At 70.8% G+C, this 16,436-nt stretch carries 18 protein-coding genes, 1 tRNA gene and 1 pseudogene; 11 read left to right on the top strand and 9 right to left on the bottom strand.

What is annotated here, in order from left to right:
- Positions 1-20: 20 nt before the first annotated feature.
- Positions 21-830: a CPBP family glutamic-type intramembrane protease gene (locus G408_RS0102485; RefSeq protein ID WP_037411787.1), complete on the bottom strand. Its 810-nt coding sequence runs from the start codon at positions 828-830 to the stop codon at positions 21-23.
- On the bottom strand, positions 818-2,317 hold the full coding sequence (locus G408_RS12780) for an MFS transporter (RefSeq protein ID WP_245584243.1): 1,500 nt from the start codon (positions 2,315-2,317) through the stop codon (positions 818-820). The genes G408_RS0102485 and G408_RS12780 overlap by 13 nt, the downstream gene beginning before the upstream one ends.
- A 147-nt stretch (positions 2,318-2,464) precedes the next feature.
- Between G408_RS12780 and G408_RS12775 the strand changes: the two genes are divergently transcribed.
- Positions 2,465-3,043 carry a TetR family transcriptional regulator gene (locus G408_RS12775; RefSeq protein WP_211226633.1) on the top strand — a complete coding sequence of 193 codons (579 nt, stop codon included), beginning with the start codon at positions 2,465-2,467 and terminating at the stop codon, positions 3,041-3,043.
- A gap of 138 nt (positions 3,044-3,181) precedes the next feature.
- Here the strand turns inward: G408_RS12775 and G408_RS12770 are convergent, their stop codons facing one another.
- Both G408_RS12770 and G408_RS0102465 read right to left on the bottom strand, forming a co-directional pair.
- On the bottom strand, positions 3,182-4,060 hold the full coding sequence (locus G408_RS12770) for an ImmA/IrrE family metallo-endopeptidase (protein ID WP_051282524.1): 879 nt from the start codon (positions 4,058-4,060) through the stop codon (positions 3,182-3,184).
- Positions 4,057-4,404 (bottom strand): helix-turn-helix domain-containing protein, encoded by a 348-nt coding sequence (locus G408_RS0102465; RefSeq protein ID WP_017365788.1) that lies wholly within the window; start codon positions 4,402-4,404, stop codon positions 4,057-4,059. The genes G408_RS12770 and G408_RS0102465 overlap by 4 nt, the downstream gene beginning before the upstream one ends.
- Before the next feature lie 244 nt (positions 4,405-4,648).
- Between G408_RS0102465 and G408_RS0102460 the strand changes: the two genes are divergently transcribed.
- Positions 4,649-5,884, top strand: coding sequence for a hypothetical protein (locus G408_RS0102460; RefSeq protein WP_028769798.1), 1,236 nt, complete (start codon positions 4,649-4,651; stop codon positions 5,882-5,884).
- A gap of 1 nt (position 5,885) precedes the next feature.
- Positions 5,886-6,848, top strand: a complete 963-nt coding sequence (locus G408_RS15525) for a hypothetical protein (RefSeq protein WP_028769797.1) — start codon at positions 5,886-5,888, stop codon at positions 6,846-6,848.
- A gap of 264 nt (positions 6,849-7,112) precedes the next feature.
- Here the strand turns inward: G408_RS15525 and G408_RS0102450 are convergent.
- Positions 7,113-7,188 (bottom strand) — tRNA-Phe (locus tag G408_RS0102450).
- Between the two features lie 160 nt (positions 7,189-7,348).
- Here G408_RS0102450 and G408_RS0102445 point away from each other — a divergent pair.
- Positions 7,349-7,792, top strand: coding sequence for a DUF6491 family protein (locus G408_RS0102445; protein WP_028769796.1), 444 nt, complete (start codon positions 7,349-7,351; stop codon positions 7,790-7,792).
- Here G408_RS0102445 and G408_RS0102440 read toward each other — a convergent pair.
- The 4 genes and pseudogenes from G408_RS0102440 to ftsY form a co-directional block, all read right to left on the bottom strand.
- Positions 7,774-8,043, bottom strand: a complete 270-nt coding sequence (locus G408_RS0102440) for an oxidative damage protection protein (RefSeq protein ID WP_028769795.1) — start codon at positions 8,041-8,043, stop codon at positions 7,774-7,776. The two genes, G408_RS0102445 and G408_RS0102440, sit on opposite strands and share 19 nt — an antisense overlap.
- On the bottom strand, positions 8,040-9,110 hold the full coding sequence (gene mutY, locus G408_RS0102435) for an A/G-specific adenine glycosylase (protein WP_037411785.1): 1,071 nt from the start codon (positions 9,108-9,110) through the stop codon (positions 8,040-8,042). The genes G408_RS0102440 and mutY overlap by 4 nt, the downstream gene beginning before the upstream one ends.
- The gene (locus tag G408_RS0102430; protein WP_028769793.1) at positions 9,092-10,138 is read right to left on the bottom strand and encodes an AsmA family protein; all 1,047 of its coding nucleotides are present in this window, start codon (positions 10,136-10,138) and stop codon (positions 9,092-9,094) included. The genes mutY and G408_RS0102430 overlap by 19 nt, the downstream gene beginning before the upstream one ends.
- Positions 10,135-11,313: pseudogene (gene ftsY, locus G408_RS12765) on the bottom strand (signal recognition particle-docking protein FtsY); the annotation flags it as partial. The gene G408_RS0102430 and the pseudogene ftsY, both read right to left, overlap by 4 nt.
- Before the next feature lie 40 nt (positions 11,314-11,353).
- Between ftsY and rsmD the strand changes: the two are divergent.
- Genes rsmD through G408_RS12755 form a run of 7 tightly spaced genes read left to right on the top strand, consistent with a single transcriptional unit; the run spans position 11,354 to position 16,387 of the window.
- Entirely contained in the window at positions 11,354-11,944 is a 591-nt protein-coding gene (gene rsmD / locus G408_RS12760) for a 16S rRNA (guanine(966)-N(2))-methyltransferase RsmD (RefSeq protein ID WP_037411781.1), read from the top strand.
- A 39-nt stretch (positions 11,945-11,983) separates the two neighbouring features.
- Positions 11,984-12,478: a pantetheine-phosphate adenylyltransferase gene (gene coaD, locus G408_RS0102415; RefSeq protein ID WP_028769792.1), complete on the top strand. Its 495-nt coding sequence runs from the start codon at positions 11,984-11,986 to the stop codon at positions 12,476-12,478.
- Between the two features lie 25 nt (positions 12,479-12,503).
- Positions 12,504-13,022 carry a hypothetical protein gene (locus G408_RS0102410; RefSeq protein ID WP_037411778.1) on the top strand — a complete coding sequence of 173 codons (519 nt, stop codon included), beginning with the start codon at positions 12,504-12,506 and terminating at the stop codon, positions 13,020-13,022.
- A gap of 51 nt (positions 13,023-13,073) precedes the next feature.
- The gene (locus tag G408_RS0102405; protein ID WP_028769790.1) at positions 13,074-13,334 is read left to right on the top strand and encodes a YfhL family 4Fe-4S dicluster ferredoxin; all 261 of its coding nucleotides are present in this window, start codon (positions 13,074-13,076) and stop codon (positions 13,332-13,334) included.
- Positions 13,327-15,057 carry a gamma-glutamyltransferase gene (gene ggt / locus G408_RS0102400; RefSeq protein WP_084628023.1) on the top strand — a complete coding sequence of 577 codons (1,731 nt, stop codon included), beginning with the start codon at positions 13,327-13,329 and terminating at the stop codon, positions 15,055-15,057. The genes G408_RS0102405 and ggt overlap by 8 nt, the downstream gene beginning before the upstream one ends.
- A complete protein-coding gene (locus G408_RS0102395) occupies positions 15,054-15,929 on the top strand; it encodes an MBL fold metallo-hydrolase (protein ID WP_028769788.1) in 876 nt (291 codons plus the stop codon). Before ggt ends, G408_RS0102395 begins: the two co-directional genes overlap by 4 nt.
- Before the next feature lie 29 nt (positions 15,930-15,958).
- The gene (locus G408_RS12755; protein ID WP_051282522.1) at positions 15,959-16,387 is read left to right on the top strand and encodes a DUF4920 domain-containing protein; all 429 of its coding nucleotides are present in this window, start codon (positions 15,959-15,961) and stop codon (positions 16,385-16,387) included.
- Positions 16,388-16,436 lie beyond the last annotated feature (49 nt).

Genomic DNA, 16,436 nt, shown 5'->3' with positions numbered 1-16,436 from the left:
GTCTAACAACAAAAACCGCTTCAAGCCATCGCGAGCACCTCGAGCCCGACTTGCACCGCCCACAAGCCCAGGTGTGACGCCGCATGCGCGGCCATGGCCGCTTCCAGATGGTGGCGCCAGAACAGCCAGCCGAACACCACGCCGCCCAAGCCATTGAGCACCAAGGTGCGTGCGACCAGCGCCGCATTCAGCTCGACCTGGGCCGCCAGTGCCGGCAGGTGAGCGGCTCCGAAGGCCAGGGCCGACAGACTGATGGCAAGCCCGATCGCCCATCCGCGGCGCTGGGGCCCCATGAGCCGCAGCAGGGTCCAGGCCAAGGCGCTCATCAAACCCCAGCGGGCGATGACCTCCTCGGCAAGGCCTCCATAAAGCACGCCCTGAACCAGCGTCGTTGCGCGGGGCGCGGCGGCAGACGTCTGCACCCAGGCTTGCCAGGCCTCGCCCAGCCAGGGCGTCCAGAGCCGATCGAGCGCCCCCACCGCCACGCCCACTGCGAGCCCCCAGCCCAGGGCTTGCAGCCACGTTTGCGACTTTGAGAGGCGTGTGTCCGTGCCCGCCACCAAGCTGCCCAGCCCGACCCGATGGGCGCAGACCGCACCGAGCGCGGCGGCGGCCAACACCAGCAACAGTGGGTTGAGCGCCAGCACTGCGCGTTGCGCCCAGGGCGGCAGGGCCGCCAGTTCGGGCGCGGCGACCAGCACCGCCGCCGGGGGTGGGGAGAGCAGCAGGCCCGTGATCCCCAACACGCCGAGGCTGGCGACCGTCAAAAACCGACGCGTGCCCGTGGCTTGTGGGCTGCGCCCGGAAGCGAGGGCATTCAGGCTTGGCACGTGTCTTCTCCTGGGTGCGTGTGAGGGCAAGGACGCCGGCGTTGCTGCCAAGCCAGTGCCGCTACCGCGATGAAAGCGAGCAGCAGACCGGCGACGGTCAACCCCATGACGCCCGCCACGCCGGCATCGAATGCCTGACGAGCGGCGTGAATGAGACGTTCGGCTTGCTCCGGGGGCAAGCGCTCCGCCACGCGCAGCGCTTCGTCCATGCCCGAGCGGGCCGCGTCGATCCTGGGCAGTCCCGCAGGCCATTGCCAATGACGCGTGTACAGCGCGGCCACCACGGTGCCCAGCACCGCCACCCCCAAGGCCCCACCGAGTTCATACGAGACCTCCTCCAGCGAAGCGGCCATGCCGGCGCGATGGGGCGGCGCCTGCTCGATGATGGTATGCGAGGCTGAAGTCATCGCTCCGCCAAAGCCCAATCCCAAGACGACGAGGCTCAACAGCAGTTCCGTATGCCGATCGAGCGTCATCCAGACCGCCGCCACACCGGCGGCGGTGACGAACAGGGCGCCAGCCATCATGGGCAGCGCGCCGACATGGCGGATGGTCCAGCCTGTCAGCGGACCCGCGGCGAATGCGCCGATGGCCAAAGGCAGCATCCAGTAAGCGGCGTGCAGCGGCGTCAGGCCGAGCACCAGTTGCAAGCGCTGCGCGAACACGAGCTCGATGCCCACGAGCGCGATTGATGCGACGACCGCCACTGCCACTCCGGTCACGAACAGAGGCCGCCGGAACAATCCCAGATCGAGCAGTGGCGCGACGCTTCGCCGCTGCCGGCGGACGAACATCAGCCCTGCGACGGCGGCGATCAGGGCGGCGGCCAAGGTGCCGGTCCAGGACGCATCGCGTGTGCCGAGATGCTTGATCGCCCAGGCCAGGGCCACCAGCGCCACCAGGGCTTGCAGTGAGCCGATCGCGTCCCAGCGCCGAGTGGCATCGCCGGGACGCGAGGGCACTAGCCACGCGCCCAGCAACAGCGCGAGCGCGGCGATCGGGACGTTGATGAGAAAGACCGATCCCCACCAGAAGGACGACAGCAACACCCCGCCGAGCACGGGACCCAACGCGGCGCCGCCACTGGCCACCGCGGCCCAGATGCCAATCGCCAAGCTGCGCTCGTCATCGCGCTCGAAGGTATGGCGGATGATGGCCAGCGTGGCCGGCATCATCATGGCGGCGCCCACGGCAAGGGCCACCCGGGCGCCGATCAAGGCTGTCGCCGTCGGCGCGAATGCGGCGGCGAGCGAAGCCAGCGCGAACACCGTCAAGCCGGCAAGAAACAGCCGCTTGTGGCCCCAGCGGTCGCCCAGGGTGCCCGCCCCCAACAGCAGTCCGGCCATGGTCAGGGAGTACGCGTTGACGATCCATAATTTCTCGGCGCCGGACGCTTGCAGGTCGTGCGTCAGGCGCGGCAGCGCGGTGTAGAGGACCGTCATGTCGATCACGATCAGCAACAGCGCCGTCGAGACGATGCCCAGCACGGTCCAGCGTTGTGGGCGAGTCGGTTGCGGGGCAGGAGTGGCGAGTGTCGATTCAGGGGTCATGGGCACATTTTAAATACAAACGTATTTATTTAAAATCGCCCTATGGGACGCCCGAAATCCATCGACCGTGACGCAGTGCTGGACTTGGCCGAGGCCATCGTGCGCACGCAGGGTGCGGCAGGCCTCACCATCGAGGCCGTGGCGCAGGCGGCGGGTATCAGCAAGGGCGGTGTGCAATCGTGCTTTGGCACCAAGGCCGCTTTGATCGACGCGCTGTTCGAGCGCTTTGGACAGGCTTACGAGGCACGTTATCAAGCGCTGGTGGATCACGACCCGACGCCGCTGGCCAAGGTGCGGGCGCATGTGGAGGCCACTTTTTGCTCGGACGAAATGTCCAGCGCCAAGGCGGCGGGCTTGTTGGCTGCGTTGCTGCAATCGCCGCAGGACCTGGACAGCACCCGGGCGTGGTATCAGGAGCGGCTGGCGGGCTTGAGTCTCGACGATCCCGAACAGCGGCAAGCCTGGCTGGCCTTCTTGGCCACCGAAGGCGCATTCATGTTGCGTTACTTCGGGCTGGTGCCGATGGATGAATCTCGATGGCGCGTGCTGCACGCCGCCGTGCGGGATGCGTGTCCGTCAGGACCAGGCGATTCGATCGGTCAGGCACAAACGCCCCATCGTCCCACCCGCAAAGCGCCCAGCCGGAACAAGCGCAGCCGGTAGGGCCTGCTCTGGCGTGGGGCGGGTCAGGCCACGATCATCGGCCGCCGGCGCACCATTCACAGGCTCGACCGCGCAAACAGCAACAGCACCTGCGACGCGCTCTTCGCGATGCACCACACCCGTATTTCCATCGTCTCATCACAGATCCTCCCCCCACCCCCGATCCCACCCCCGCGGCACAGCACTCTCCAACAGCAGAAGGGTCAATACCCGATCCTTCGCGCCATAGCTGTGCTTGAACTCCCGAAGCTTCATGTAGGGCGCTTCTTCCGGACACCAGATCGCGGCGGACATTTCCACCCCCTCCCATGCCTGCACGACGCTCGCGTCGGCGGCGAGCGTGCCGGGCAGCGGTTCTTGCGGATCGTCGGTGCGGCGGATGCGCGCCCTGGTCTTCACGGCACTGCTGCTACGCCACTCGTACTTCACAAAGCTGTTGTCCCAGTAGACGAGGATCGCGCGCTCGCCGGTGTACTTGATGAAGCGGATGCACAGCGCCTCGAACGAGACCTCAAAGCGCTGGGCGATGGCGCTGAGCACGTGCAGATCGATGCGCCGGTTCGCCGTCCATTGGCGCAGCAGGTCGCCAGGCATCAGCAAGTTGGCCGCGAAATCGTCGGCCTCGCGCTCGATCTGGCGCATGGTTTCGTGACCCGAGTAGACGCTCTCCTTGTCGCAGCCAAAGCGCGGCTGCCGGTCGCGGTGCAGCACGAAATGCCCGAGCTCGTGCGCGATGGTGAAGCGCTGGCGCTCGGGGCTGACGCTGCCGTTGTAGGCGATGCCCCAGACGGCGGGGTCGGTGGGATCGCGCGCCAGCATCCCTTCGAAGGCCGCGTCGTCGAACGGCACCGGCGGGCGGATTTCGCGCACCCCTACCCCGAAGGGGGTGGCGGGCAGCATCTGCTGCACGACCTCGAGATCGACCGCCTCCGGCACCGGCCCTTGGTACCAGGCCCGAAGCCAGTGATGCAGCTTGCTGGCGGCAATCGACCCGGTGAGCGGCTGCGCCGAAGTCATCCCTTGGGCTCCGGCAGGTCCTTGTCCGGGAAGATGAGCTTCAAGGCCTGGCGCACGCGGGCCTTCTCGTCCTCGCGCATGCCGGCGTAGGCCCGGAAGAAGGCCACATCCTCGGGGCTGGCCTCGGGCGCTGCGGGCAGGGGCTCGCCCATGATGTCCTCCATGGTCACGCCCAGCACCTTGGCCAGCGCCTGCACGCGCTCGGCCGAGGGGCGCTGCCCCTCTTTCATCTCCAGTTCCCAGATGTAGGCCTTGGTACAGCCGACCGCGTCGGCCACCTGCTGCAAGGTCAGTTTCTTCGCCTCGCGAAATCGCCGCAGGCGAGATCCGAATGTGGAAGCCATGGCGATGTCCTGTCTCGAATCACGGGAAGTGTTGGAATGCGGTCGGACAGTATAGCCCTGTGATACCAAAGGCCGCCAGATGTGCCATGCAGTTTGACAAGCAGGCCAGGCAGGGACACAATCGCGCTGTATCACGCTGCCTTACTTTTGTGTGATTCGAGTTCAGTCAGCTGTCGCCGGCCCGCGCGCCGAACCCTCGGTCCGCAGACCTCCGACGCCACCTCAGGGAAAGGACCGAGACGCGATGAAGAAGACCTATGTCGACGTGCTGCTGGCGCTGCCGCCGGACGAGACCCTGCACCAGTTCCTCGCCAGCCACGGGCTGGCGGTGCCGCCTGCGCCCGAGCCGCAGGCGGACGGGCCACCCAATCGGGACGTGATCGAAGCCATCAAGGCCTGGGGCGACACGGCAGCGCGTGACCGGCTGACGGCCGAGCTGATGGCCAGCGTCGCACTCGGCGATGCCGCGGGCAGCCAGGCGATGTTCGAGGCCGCGCTGGCCGATCCGGCGGTGTTGACGGGACTCACCTTTTGTCAGAGCGACCTGCATCGGTCGTTTTGGCTGTACGTGCGGCACCGGGCGCTGTTCGAGCGCGCCAGCGATCTCGATTTCTGGGCGCACCACAGCGCCCAGGCGCAGCAGTTCGACCTGGGGGTGCGGTGCCGACCCATCGAGACGGACGCGGCCCTGGCCGGCTTGCGCCAGGCGATTTCGGCCTATTACCAGCGCGAGCGGCAGTGCGGCGAGGGGTGTGTGGCCTATCTGGTGACCCGGAGCCCCGGCATCCACCTGCTGACGGTGCACGTCAAGGACTTGGCCATGCTGCGGCTGGAGTTCGAGGGCGTGGTGTTGAAGCAGCGCGTGGGCAATCCCAACATCCACATGGTGCTGGAGTACGCCGAGGCCACGGGCGTGGTGCGCACCCTCGTGCGCGGCGGGCACAAGGTACAGCAGATGCTGGTGCAGGCCTTCGCCGAGCATGTGCTCGGGGTGCAGGCCACGCCCGAGCGCATCAAGGCCCCGGCGCTGGATCTGTCGGCGCTGCGCACGGGCTTCGACGTACCCGAAGTGTTCGAGGACGGCTTCTCGCTGGTGCAGCTGAAGTCGCTGGCGCTGCTGAGCCCGGACGGCGAACTCAAGATCGAGTGCACCGCCATGCAGGCCAGCCGCCACCGCTCGGTGCACGAGCTGCTACGCGAGCAACTGCCCGCGCCGCTGGAAGGCCGCTGGACGGTGCTGGCCGCCCAGATCAACCTGTACTACCCGCCAGAGCCGGGACGCACCCGCGCCCGCGTGGTGCCCATCGAGGTCACCAGCCGCGGGCGGCTCAACCTGCACCAGTTCGATCCCAGGCTGCAAGCGCAGCTGGAGCGCTACCTGGTGCGCATCGGCATCCTGCGCCCCGGCCAGACCCTGAGCGCGCAGGAGGCGCCCTTGTCCGCGGGCCCGGTGGGGGCGACGACGCCCGAGGAAGCGTGAGATGTCGGCGCACGAGGGCTGGCAGTTGCTCTGCCGGCTGTTCGCCGCTGGCACGCCGGTGCTGCGAGCCACCTTGTCGCCGGGCGAGGTGGCGCTGCTGCCGCACCTGGGCCGCGCGATCCAGGCGGCGGTGACCGATCAATCCTGTGTGCTGTGCCCGCATTGCGCGCTGCATCGGGCACCGGTGTTCGGCGACGGGCGCGGCGGTCGCTTGTGCCGCTGCCCGGACTGCGGGCCGGTGCCGGTTTCACCGCAGGACGGCACCGCGCTGCGGCTGAACGAGGACTGGCTACGCCAGAAGCTGCGCCTGGCCCTTGCGATCGACAGCCGAGACGGCATCGACGACCTTGGCGACGGCGTGTGGCGGCTGGGGGACTCCCGCCGATCGCCGGTGCTGCTGGCACGCGACATCGTTCGTCTGTGGCGCGAGCCGGCGCTGCTGCAGCGGGTGCGCGTGGCCGGTGGTGACGTTCGGGTGATCACGCCCAAGCCCCGCGAGACGCGCGGCGCGCCCTTCGGGCCGGGCGTGCAGTGGTGGGCGCTGGAAGATCGCTTCAACCTCTACGGTGGCGGCATCGCTTTCATCGGCCTGCCGGGGGAGTCGCCAGCCCCGCAGCCCCTGGATCCAGCAGCGCCCGTGCATGGGCCGTTCTCGGGGGATTTCCGCTGGGTGACCTTGACCGACTGGCCACACGGCCCGATCCGGCTGACCGACGCGCAGGCCGCGGTGTTCAAGGCCCTGTGGTCGTTCAAAGGCGACCCGCGCACGGCCGAGCAGGTCATGCGGCGTGCGGGGCTGGACAGCGCCAAGCCCATCGACGTGTTCAAGGTCAAGGCGCGCGACCGGGGCAAGGTCGAGGCCGAGGGGGCGCTGTTCGCCTACCGTGCCCTCGTGGTCACGCAGCGGCGTGCGGGCTTGTACGCGATGCCCTGCGCGGCGGCGTCGAGTCCTGCGTCGGCCTGATGCCTTGGTCATCCAAGCGCGATGGACAACCGATGGCCGTGACGCACGCGCAAGTCGTTGACGCGCAAGGCCGTCTGCGTGCGCTTCCGCCGAGAAGTTGGCGCGGGTTTTGAGAGAACGGAGAGCGAAAGAGAGTCCAACCGGGCGGCTTCCGGGCCTCATGCCACCGCCGCGTGGCACACGCAGAACGGCCCGCAGCCCCGCGTTGCTTCGCGGAATCCGGAAATGAAAATGCCCAACCGATGAGGGTTGGGCATGGAATGGTGGTGGCCAGGGAGGGAATCGAACCCCCGACACGGGGATTTTCAATCCCCTGCTCTACCAACTGAGCTACCTAGCCAGTCGCTTTAAGCGAAGGCCGCAGAGTGTACCGGCGCAGCGTGGCGTGTGCAAGGCCACGGGGCAACTGTCCTCCGCCTGAATGCGGGCCCGTCCGTGATTGTCGAGGGGTTCCAGGCTCCGGTAGCGTGCCGTCATCCCCGTTGTGAGGAGTAGTGCCGATGCGCCCGATCCTCTTCGTTTTCGTCCTGCTGCTCGCTGCCTGCGCCACCCGCCCGGGCGACCGGGGGGCTGCCGCGCTGGCCCGCTACGAGGCGGCGGCAGCTGAGCCCGTGGCATCGTTCCGATTCCAGCGGCTCGATGGCTATACCGTGCTCGGCCCGGAGCGGGTGGTGGTCTGGACGCGGCCGCGGGAAGCCTTCCTGCTGGCGGTGGACGCGCCCTGCAGCGAGTTGCCCTGGGTTTCCGCCATCGGGCTCACCTCGAGTCTTGGCAGCGTGCACGCCCGCTTCGATGCGGTGCTGGCGGGCCGCGACCGCTGCCGCATCCGCGAGATCCGCCCGGTGGACGTGAAGGCACTCCGTGAGGCGGAGCGCAAGGCCCGCAGCAGCACGGTGGAGGCCAGCGGGCGCGACGAGGCGGGTCCTCAGGCCTCCGGCACGTAACCCGGGGGCTTCTCGGCGCCGCCGCCGAACAGGAACTTCTCCATCTCGCCTTCGAGGAAGGCGCGGTGCTTGGGGTCCATCGGCGAGAGGCGGTTCTCGTTGATCAGCATGGTCTGGTGGGCAAGCCACTCCTGCCAGGCCGGCTGGCCGATCTGTTCGAAGATGCGCTTGCCCAGGGGGCCGGGCCAGGGAGCGAAGGGCAGGCCAGGGGCTTCGACGCCGTGCTTGGCGCAATGGACGGTACGGCTCATGGCAGGGATTCCAGCAGGGTGCGGATCGGGGCGGGAAGGCCGATGGCGGGCCAGTCGGCCGGGCCGGCCCAGCGGCGCGGCGGTGGCGGGCCGGCATCGGCAGGGGCGAGCAGGGCCTCGGCGACGGCCGCGGGCTCGCTGAGAGGCCATAGCAGGGGCCGGGCCTCCAGCCGGTAATGGCTGAAAGTGTGGACGAAGGCGGGCAGGGGCTGCGCGGTCTGGCCGGGCGCCGGCGCGCCGCCCGGCGCCGTGGTGTCCTCGGGCCGCTCCGGCAGGCTCCAGAGGCCCTGCCACACTCCCTTGCCTTCGCGCCGTTCCAGCAGCACCCGCCCTTCGGCATCGCGCAGCACCAGCAGGGTGGCGCGCCGGGTGGGCAGGGCCTTGGCCGGGCGCCGCGCCGGCAGCTGGGTGGTGAGGCCCTGCGCATCGGCCACGCAGCCCTCGCGCACCGGGCAGTCGGGGCAGCGCGGGCGGCTTCGCGTGCACAGGGTGGCGCCAAGGTCCATCAGGGCCTGGGTGTAGTCGGCGAGCCGCGTCTCCGGCAGTCGGGCCTCGGCCTCGGCCCAGAGCCTGGCCTCCACCGCCGGCAGGCCGGGCCAGCCGGGTTCGCCAAGCTGGCGGGCGAGCACGCGCTTCACATTGCCATCGAGGATGGCATGGCGCATGCCGTGGGCCTGGGCGAGGATGGCGGCGGCGGTGCTGCGGCCGATGCCGGGCAGGGCGGCGAGGGTCTCGAGGCTGGCCGGCAGTTCGCCGCCGTGTTGTTCCATGCAGCGCCGGGCGGCGCGGTGCAGGTGGCGCCCGCGCGAGTAGTAGCCAAGGCCCGACCAGTGGGCGAGCACCTCGTCTTCGCTGGCGGCGGCGAGCGCGGGCAGGTCGGGGAAGCGGGCGACGAAGCGTTCGAAGTAGCGCAGCACGGTCTTGACCTGGGTCTGCTGCAGCATGATCTCGCTCACCCACACCCGGTAGGGCGTGCGCGGGTGTTGCCAGGGCAGGTCGTGGCGGCCGTGCCGGTCGAACCAGGCGAGCAGGCGGTCGGCAAAATGGTTCATTCGCCGAGCTCCCATTCCACGTCCTCGAGCACCACGCCCTCCAGTTCGAGCCGTGGCGTGCGGCCTTCCAGCCGGAGCGGCGGCAGGGCGTTCCGCGTGTCGTTCCCCAGCCAGTCGCGCAGGGCGGCGGGCCTGCCGCTGGCCTGCAGTCCGGTGGCGTCGCGGCGCAGGTCCAGCGAGGCCATTGCCTCCAGCGGGCCTTCGCCTTCCTGGCCCGCCTGCCTGAGGTGGAAGGCGATCGGGGTGCGACTGGCGGCGAGCGGGGCGGGCAGGGCGGGCCAGGCCGCCGGCCAGTGGGCGAGTTCGCCTGCGAGCTCGAGCCGCCAAGGCGTGAGGGAGAGTCCCCCCGTGGCCTGCAGCGGCGGGATGGGGCCGTCGTCCTCGCCTTTCAGGCGCAGGCTCAGGGCCTCGAGGCGCAGCGGTTCTGCCTGCGGGCGGCCTTCGAGGAGCACCGCCAGGGGCAGCGGGGCCTGCCCTTCGAGCACGAGGCGGCCCCGGGTCTCGAGCGCCAGCGGCTCGCCGGGGGCGAAGTGCGGGAGGGTGAGATCGAGGGCCTCGATCCGGCCACCGGCCCAGCGCAGTTCCCCCGCGCTGATGGCGAGAGCATGCAGTTCGGGCAGCGGGCCGGCCTGCGTGGCCGGGCGGCTTGCCCACCAGCGGCGGGCGGCTTCGAGGTCGAGGCGCGGTGCCGTGAGGCGCAGCCCGTCGATGCGCAGCGCCTCGCCGCGCAGCGTGCTCCAGGGCAGGGCGAGTTCCAGCTCGGCGGCCTCGAGCACCCGGGCGCCTTCGGCATCACGGGCCTCGAGGCCCGGGATCACCACCCGCGGGAAGGGGCGCCAGCGCAGGTCGGCGCGGCCCGTGTAGGTCCAGGCAAGCCCGCTCGCTTCCGAAGCGCGGGCGAGCGCGAGGCGGGTGAGGCGGTCGGCATCCAGCCAGCGCGGCAGCAGCAGGGCCGCCGCGCCCAGCAGCAGGAGGACGAGGAGCGCGGCGATCGCGAGGCGTCGTGGCCAGCGCCGCGCCGGCCTCGTGGCGGCCGTGCTCACGCCGCGGGCGCGTCCGCGCCGAGCCGGGCCGGCAGCAGGGCGTCGACGAAGGCCTCGGGGTCGAACTCGCGCAGGTCGTCGAGTTTCTCGCCCAGCCCGACGAAGCGGATTGGCAGGCCGAACTCGCGGGCCAGCGCGAACACCACGCCGCCCTTGGCGCTGCCGTCGAGCTTGGTCACGACAAGACCGCTCACCTTCGCGGCGGCGAGGAACTGCCGTACCTGGTTCACCGCGTTCTGGCCGGTGGTGCCGTCGATCACCATCAGCACCTCGTGCGGGGCGCTGGCATCGAGCTTGGCCAGCACCCGGCCGATCTTGGCGAGCTCCGCCATCAGGCCCTGCTGGGTGTGCAGGCGGCCGGCGGTATCGGCGATCAGCAGGTCGAGGCCGCGGGCCCTGGCCGACTGCAGGGCATCGAAGATGACGGCGGCGGGATCGGCATCCTGGCCTTGCGCCACCACGCTGACGCCGTTGCGCTCGCCCCAGACCCTGAGCTGCTCGACGGCGGCGGCGCGGAAGGTGTCGCCGGCGGCGAGGGCGAGCTTGAGCCCTTGCCCGAGGTAGCGGTGGGCGAGCTTGCCGATGGTGGTGGTCTTGCCGACGCCGTTGACGCCCACGGTGAGGATGACGAAGGGCGCGCGGGCCGGATCGACGATCAGCGGCTTTGCAACCGGCGTGAGGAGGGCGAGCAGGGCGCCGCGCAGATGGCGGCGCAGGGCCTCGGCATCGGCGAACTCGCGGGCGCGCATGCGGGTGCGCAGGTCTTCCACGAGCTGGGTGGTGGCGGTGACGCCGACATCGGCGCCGAGCAGCACGGTCTCGATCTCGTCGAGCAGGGCATCGTCGAGCTTCGGATTGGCCGAGAACAGGCCGCGCAGCCCGGCGGCGAAACGGCTCTGGCGCAGCCGGCCCCACCAGCCGCCCTCCTGCGCCGGCAGTGGGGCCGGAGTATCGGAGGCGGGAGAGGAGGGCGGGGCCGCGGATGGCTCGGGAGCGAGGGGCGCTGCGGCCACGGGGACGGGCGTGGCGGCGGCATCGGCCGGCGCGGCCGCCGGCCCGTCGCCGGAGGCAGGCGCGGCGGTATCGGCCCCGCTGGCCGGAACCGGTCCCGGCTCCGCGGGTTTCTTTTTCTTGAACCAGTCGAACATCGTCGCAGGGGCGGCGCGGGATCGCGCAGAATGGCCTCATGGTAGCACCCGCCCCCACGAGCCCCCGATGAACGCGAAGCGTGCCGGAATGGCCGGGGCGCCGGGCCAGGTCCGCATCATCGGCGGCGTCTGGCGCGGCTCGAGGCTGCCGGTGCCGGCCCTGCCCGGCCTGCGCCCGACTGCCGACCGGGTGCGCGAAACCCTGTTCAACTGGCTGCAGCCCGCCCTGCCGGGGGCGCGGGTGCTCGATCTGTTCGCCGGCAGCGGGGCGCTGGGCTTCGAGGCCGCCTCGCGCGGGGCGGCCCGGGTGGATCTGGTGGAGGCCGCGCCGGCGGCCCTGGCCGGGCTGCGCGAGAGTGCCGCGCGGCTGGGCCGCGACGGTTCCGGCGGCGCGCTCGTGGTGCATGGGGCGGAGGCGCTCGCCTTCCTTGCCGCCGAGCCCGGTCCCTGGGACATCGCCTTCGTCGATCCGCCCTTCGCCGCCGGGCTCTGGCCGGCGGCGCTTGCGGCCCTCTCGTCCCGGCTCGTGCCCGGCGCCTTCGTCTATGTCGAGGCGCCGGTGGCGGTGGCGCCCGGGGTGCCCGCGGCCTGGCACCTGCACCGCGAACTGGCCACGCGTGAGGCCAGAGCAGCGCTGTACCGGGTGCCCACGGCCTGAATTGCTACACTCGCCGGGTCATCCCTCGCGTGGCCCGGCATGTCGACCCGTCACCGCATCGCGCTCTATCCCGGCACCTTCGATCCGATCACCAATGGCCATGCGGATCTGGTGGCCCGGGCCGCGCCGCTGTTCGACAGGGTGATCGTGGGCGTGGCCGGCAGCACCGGAAAGAACCCGGTACTGCCGGTGGAGCAGCGCGAGGCCCTGGCCCGCGAGGCGCTCGCCCACCATCCGAACGTCGAGGTGCGTGCCTTCAACGGCCTGCTCGCCAACTTCGTCCGCGAGTGCGGCGCCGGCGTGCTGCTGCGCGGCCTGCGCGCGGTCTCGGATTTCGAGTACGAATTCCAGCTCGCCAGCATGAACCGCCACCTGATCCCGGAAGCCGAGACCCTGTTCCTCACCCCGGCCGAGCAGCACAGCTTCATTTCCTCGACCCTGGTACGCGAGGTGGCCCGCCTCGGCGGCGATGTGTCGGGCTTCGTTCCCCCGGTGGTCGCGCGGGCCCTCGCCGCGCGTTTCTCTGCCCCCTGATCCGCTACTTCACAGGAGACACCCGATGAACCGCTTTCCCCTGATGGCCGCCGCCCTTGCCGCCGCCTTCCTGCTCGCCGCCTGCCAGGCCGATGTGGGCGACGACGAGGAGCGCCCGGCCAAGGCCGCCGTGCAGGAGGCCCCGCTGGTGGCTCCCACCAGCAATGACGATAACGCCTGGAAGACCTATCTCGGCCAGGTCATCGGTCGCAACATGGACGGCATCACCGAGCGCACCTTCAACTACTACCTGCCGGCCGGCACCGATCCCAACGAGGCGGGCGGCCCCTTCGAGCGCATGCGCAACGAGGTGAACCAGGCGGTGTCGCGTTCGGTGCTGCCGGGCAACATGCTCACCTTCAGCTCGCCGGACAGCGCCATGATGGCCGATCTCGTGGTCTCGGCCTTCCAGGGCGAGTTCGTCACCGCCACCGCGCTCAAGGGCTCGCGCGTGCTGTTCATCGGCAAGGCCGAGGACAGGGAGCGCGTGCAGGCCGCCGTCGAGGCCGTGGGTGGCGAGTTCCGCTTCGTCGAAGTGAAGTAAGTCCCGGGCGGCCGGGGCGGCCGTGCCGCCCCGGTCCCTCATCACGTCGCCATGGCCCTGCGCATCCTCGAGACCTGCATCAACTGCGATGTCTGCGCTCCGGCCTGCCCGAACGGCGCGATCTCGCAGGGCGAGCTGATCTACGAGATCGCGCCGCCGAAGTGCACCGAGTGCGTGGGCCACTTCGACGAGCCGCAGTGCATGGTGGTCTGCCCGGTGGAATGCATCGAGCCGGACCCCGCGCATCCTGAATCCCCCGAGATGCTGCAGCGCAAGTTCGAGGCCCTGCAGCGGGAGATGGCCAATGCCTGAACCTCAGTTCCGCCTGCCGCGCTGGCTGGTGGCCTTCTTCCTTGCGCTGTCTGCGGGCCTCGTGGCCGCTGCCATGCCGGCCCTGCCGGCCGGGGCGAAGCCCGCGGGAGTGGCGATTGCCAGCGCGAACGCGCAGGCCACCGACGCGGGCATGGAGGTGCTGCGCAAGGGCGGCAATGCCTTCGATGCCGCGGTGGCGGTGAGCGCCGCGCTCGGCCTCGTCGAGCCGGAGAGCTCCGGGCTCGGCGGCGGTGGCTTCTTCCTGCTGCGCCGCGCCAGCGACGGCAGGCTGGTGTTCGTCGATGCCCGTGAGCGTGCGCCGCTTGCCGCCACCCGCGACATGTTCCTCGATCCGGCCACCGGCGAGCCACGGCCGCGGCAGACCATCGACGGCCCGCTGGCCGCCGCCATCCCTGGCCTGCCCGCCGGCCTCGTGCACGTGGCGGCCAACTACGGCCGGCTGCCGCTGGCCGAGAGCCTGGCGCCGGTGATCCGTCTTGCCGAGCAGGGCTGGATCTTCGGCGAGAAGAACCGGGCCATGATGGGCTGGCGCGAGGCGCAGCTCGCCGCCGATCCCGGTGCCGCGCCGCTGCTGCTGGTGGAGGGCAGGACGCCGGAGGTGGGCACCCGGATGCGCAACCCGGACTACGCCGCCGTGCTCCGCGCCCTGGCCGAACGCGGCGCCGCCGGCTTCTACGAGGGCGAGGTGGCGGAGCGCCTGGTGGCGGGCGTGCGCGCCGCCGGCGGCCTCTGGACGCAGGAAGACCTTGCCCAGTACCGGGTGGTCGAACGCGAGCCGCTGGTGTTCCGCCATCGCGGCCGCACCGTCGTCACCGCGCCGCCGCCCTCCTCGGGCGGGGTGGCCCTGGCCCAGACCCTGCAGATCCTCGATGGCTTTGCCTGGGCGGGGCGCGACGAGGCCGAGCGCCTGCATCTGCGCATCGAGGCCATGCGCCGCGCCTACCGCGACCGCGCCATCCATCTTGGCGATCCCGATTTCGTCGAGGTGCCGGTGGCCCTGCTCACCGACCCGGCCTATGCCGCTGGGCTGCGCGCCGGCATCCATCCGGAGAAGGCCACCCCGAGCGAGATGCTTCCGGGCATCAGCGCCATCGAGCGGCCCGATACCACGCATTTCTCCATCATCGATGCCGAGGGGAACCTCGCCGCGGTGACGCAGACGGTGAACCTGCCTTATGGCAACGCCATGGTGATTCCGGGCACCGGCTTCCTGCTCAACAACGAGATGGACGATTTCTCGATCAAGCCCGGGCTGCCGAATGCCTTCGGCCTGGTGGGCGAGGACGCCAACGCCATCGCCCCGGGCAAGCGCCCGCTCTCCTCCATGACCCCCACCTTCGTGATCGGCGAGGACCGGGTGGCGGTGCTCGGCACGCCCGGCGGCAGCCGCATCATCAGCATGGTGATCCAGGGCGTGCTGGCCTTCGACGAGGGCCTGGGCGCCGAGGCCATCGCCGCCGCCCCGCGCATCCACCACCAGTACCTGCCCGACCAGGTCTCGCTGGAGCCGGGCGCTCTCGATGCCGCCACCCGCGCCGCGCTCGAGGCGCGTGGCCACGTGCTGAAGGAGGAGCCGCGGCCCTGGGGCAACATGCAGGTGGCGATCTGGCATCTCGACAGCGGCAGGGTGGAGGCCGGCGCCGATCCGCGCTGGAAGCAGGTGGGCAAGGGCAGCACCGGCGAAGGGAGCATCTTCCGATGAGACTCTGGTCGATCATGGGCAATTCGCAGCGCCTCGATGGCGGGGCGATGTTCGGCAACGTACCGCGGGCGATGTGGGAGCGCTGGATCGCCCCCGACGAGCAGCACCGCATTCCGCTGGCCTGCCGCGCCCTGCTGGCCCGCGGGCTCGCCGGCAAGACCGTGCTGTTCGAGACCGGCATCGGGGCCTTCTTCGAGCCGAAGCTGCGCGAGCGCTTCGGCGTGGTGGAGCCGCGCCACGTGCTGCTCGACTCGCTGGCCGAGGCCGGGGTCTCGCACGAGGAGGTGGACGTGGTGGTGCTCTCGCACCTGCACTTCGACCATGCCGGTGGTCTGCTGGCTCCCTGGCAGGAGGGGCAGCCGCCGCGCCTGCTGTTCCCGAACGCGCATTTCCTGGTCGGCGCGGCGCACTGGGCGCGGGCCAGGCAGCCGCATCCGCGCGACCGCGCCAGCTTCATCCCGGAACTCGCCGGCCTGCTCGAGGCCAGCGGCCGGCTGGAGGTGGTGGATGGCCCGCACAGTGAGGCCCTCGGCGAGGCGGTGCGCTTCCATGTGAGCGATGGCCATACGCCGGGCCTGCTGCTGGCCGAGATCGTGGGCGAGGGCGGGCGCGGCGGCCTCGTGTTCTGCGCCGACCTGATCCCCGGCCGGCCCTGGGTGCACCTGCCGGTGACCATGGGCTACGACCGCGCCCCGGAACTGCTGATCGACGAGAAGCGGCGCTTCCTCGAGGACATGCTGGCCCGCGACGTGCGCCTGTTCTTCACCCACGACCACGGCTGCGCCGCCGCCCGCGTGCGCCGCGACGAGAACGGCCGTTTCGGCACCACCGACGAGCGCCCGGCGCTCCTCGGCGAGCCCCTGGCCGCCTGACCCCCGAACCCACCCCGAGGATCCCGACCATGCGCCTTCCGCTCCGCTCCCTGCTGCTCGCCGCCGGCTGCGCTCTTGCCCTGCCGGTCCTGGCCGCCGACACCTATGGCGCGCCCATGCCGGAGGGCCGGTCCCTGGCCGCCGGGACTCTGCTCGCCGAGGCCGAGGCCCATGCCGGCCAGACCCTGAAGGTCGAGGGCCGCATCACCGAGGTCTGCCAGGCCAAGGGCTGCTGGGTGATGCTGGATGCCGGGAACGGCGCCGGCATCCGGGTCAAGACCGCGCACCGGTTCTTCCTGCCCAAGGACGTCCGCGGCACCGCCGTGGTGCATGGTGAGTTCAAGGCCGTCGAGCTCTCCGAGGCGCAGGCCGCGCATTTCGCCGATGACGGCAACACCGCGGCCAGGCCCGGCAGGGAGTGGCAGATCGTCGCCACCTCCATCGTCGTCTCGCCCTGAACCGGGGCATACCGCGTCGACGGCCTTTCATCCGCCTGACCCCGAGCTC

Origin of the sequence: Silanimonas lenta DSM 16282 (assembly GCF_000429065.1) — a bacterium.
GTDB classification, from domain to species: domain Bacteria; phylum Pseudomonadota; class Gammaproteobacteria; order Xanthomonadales; family Xanthomonadaceae; genus Silanimonas; species Silanimonas lenta.
This window is presented reverse-complemented; position numbering and strand designations above follow the sequence as displayed.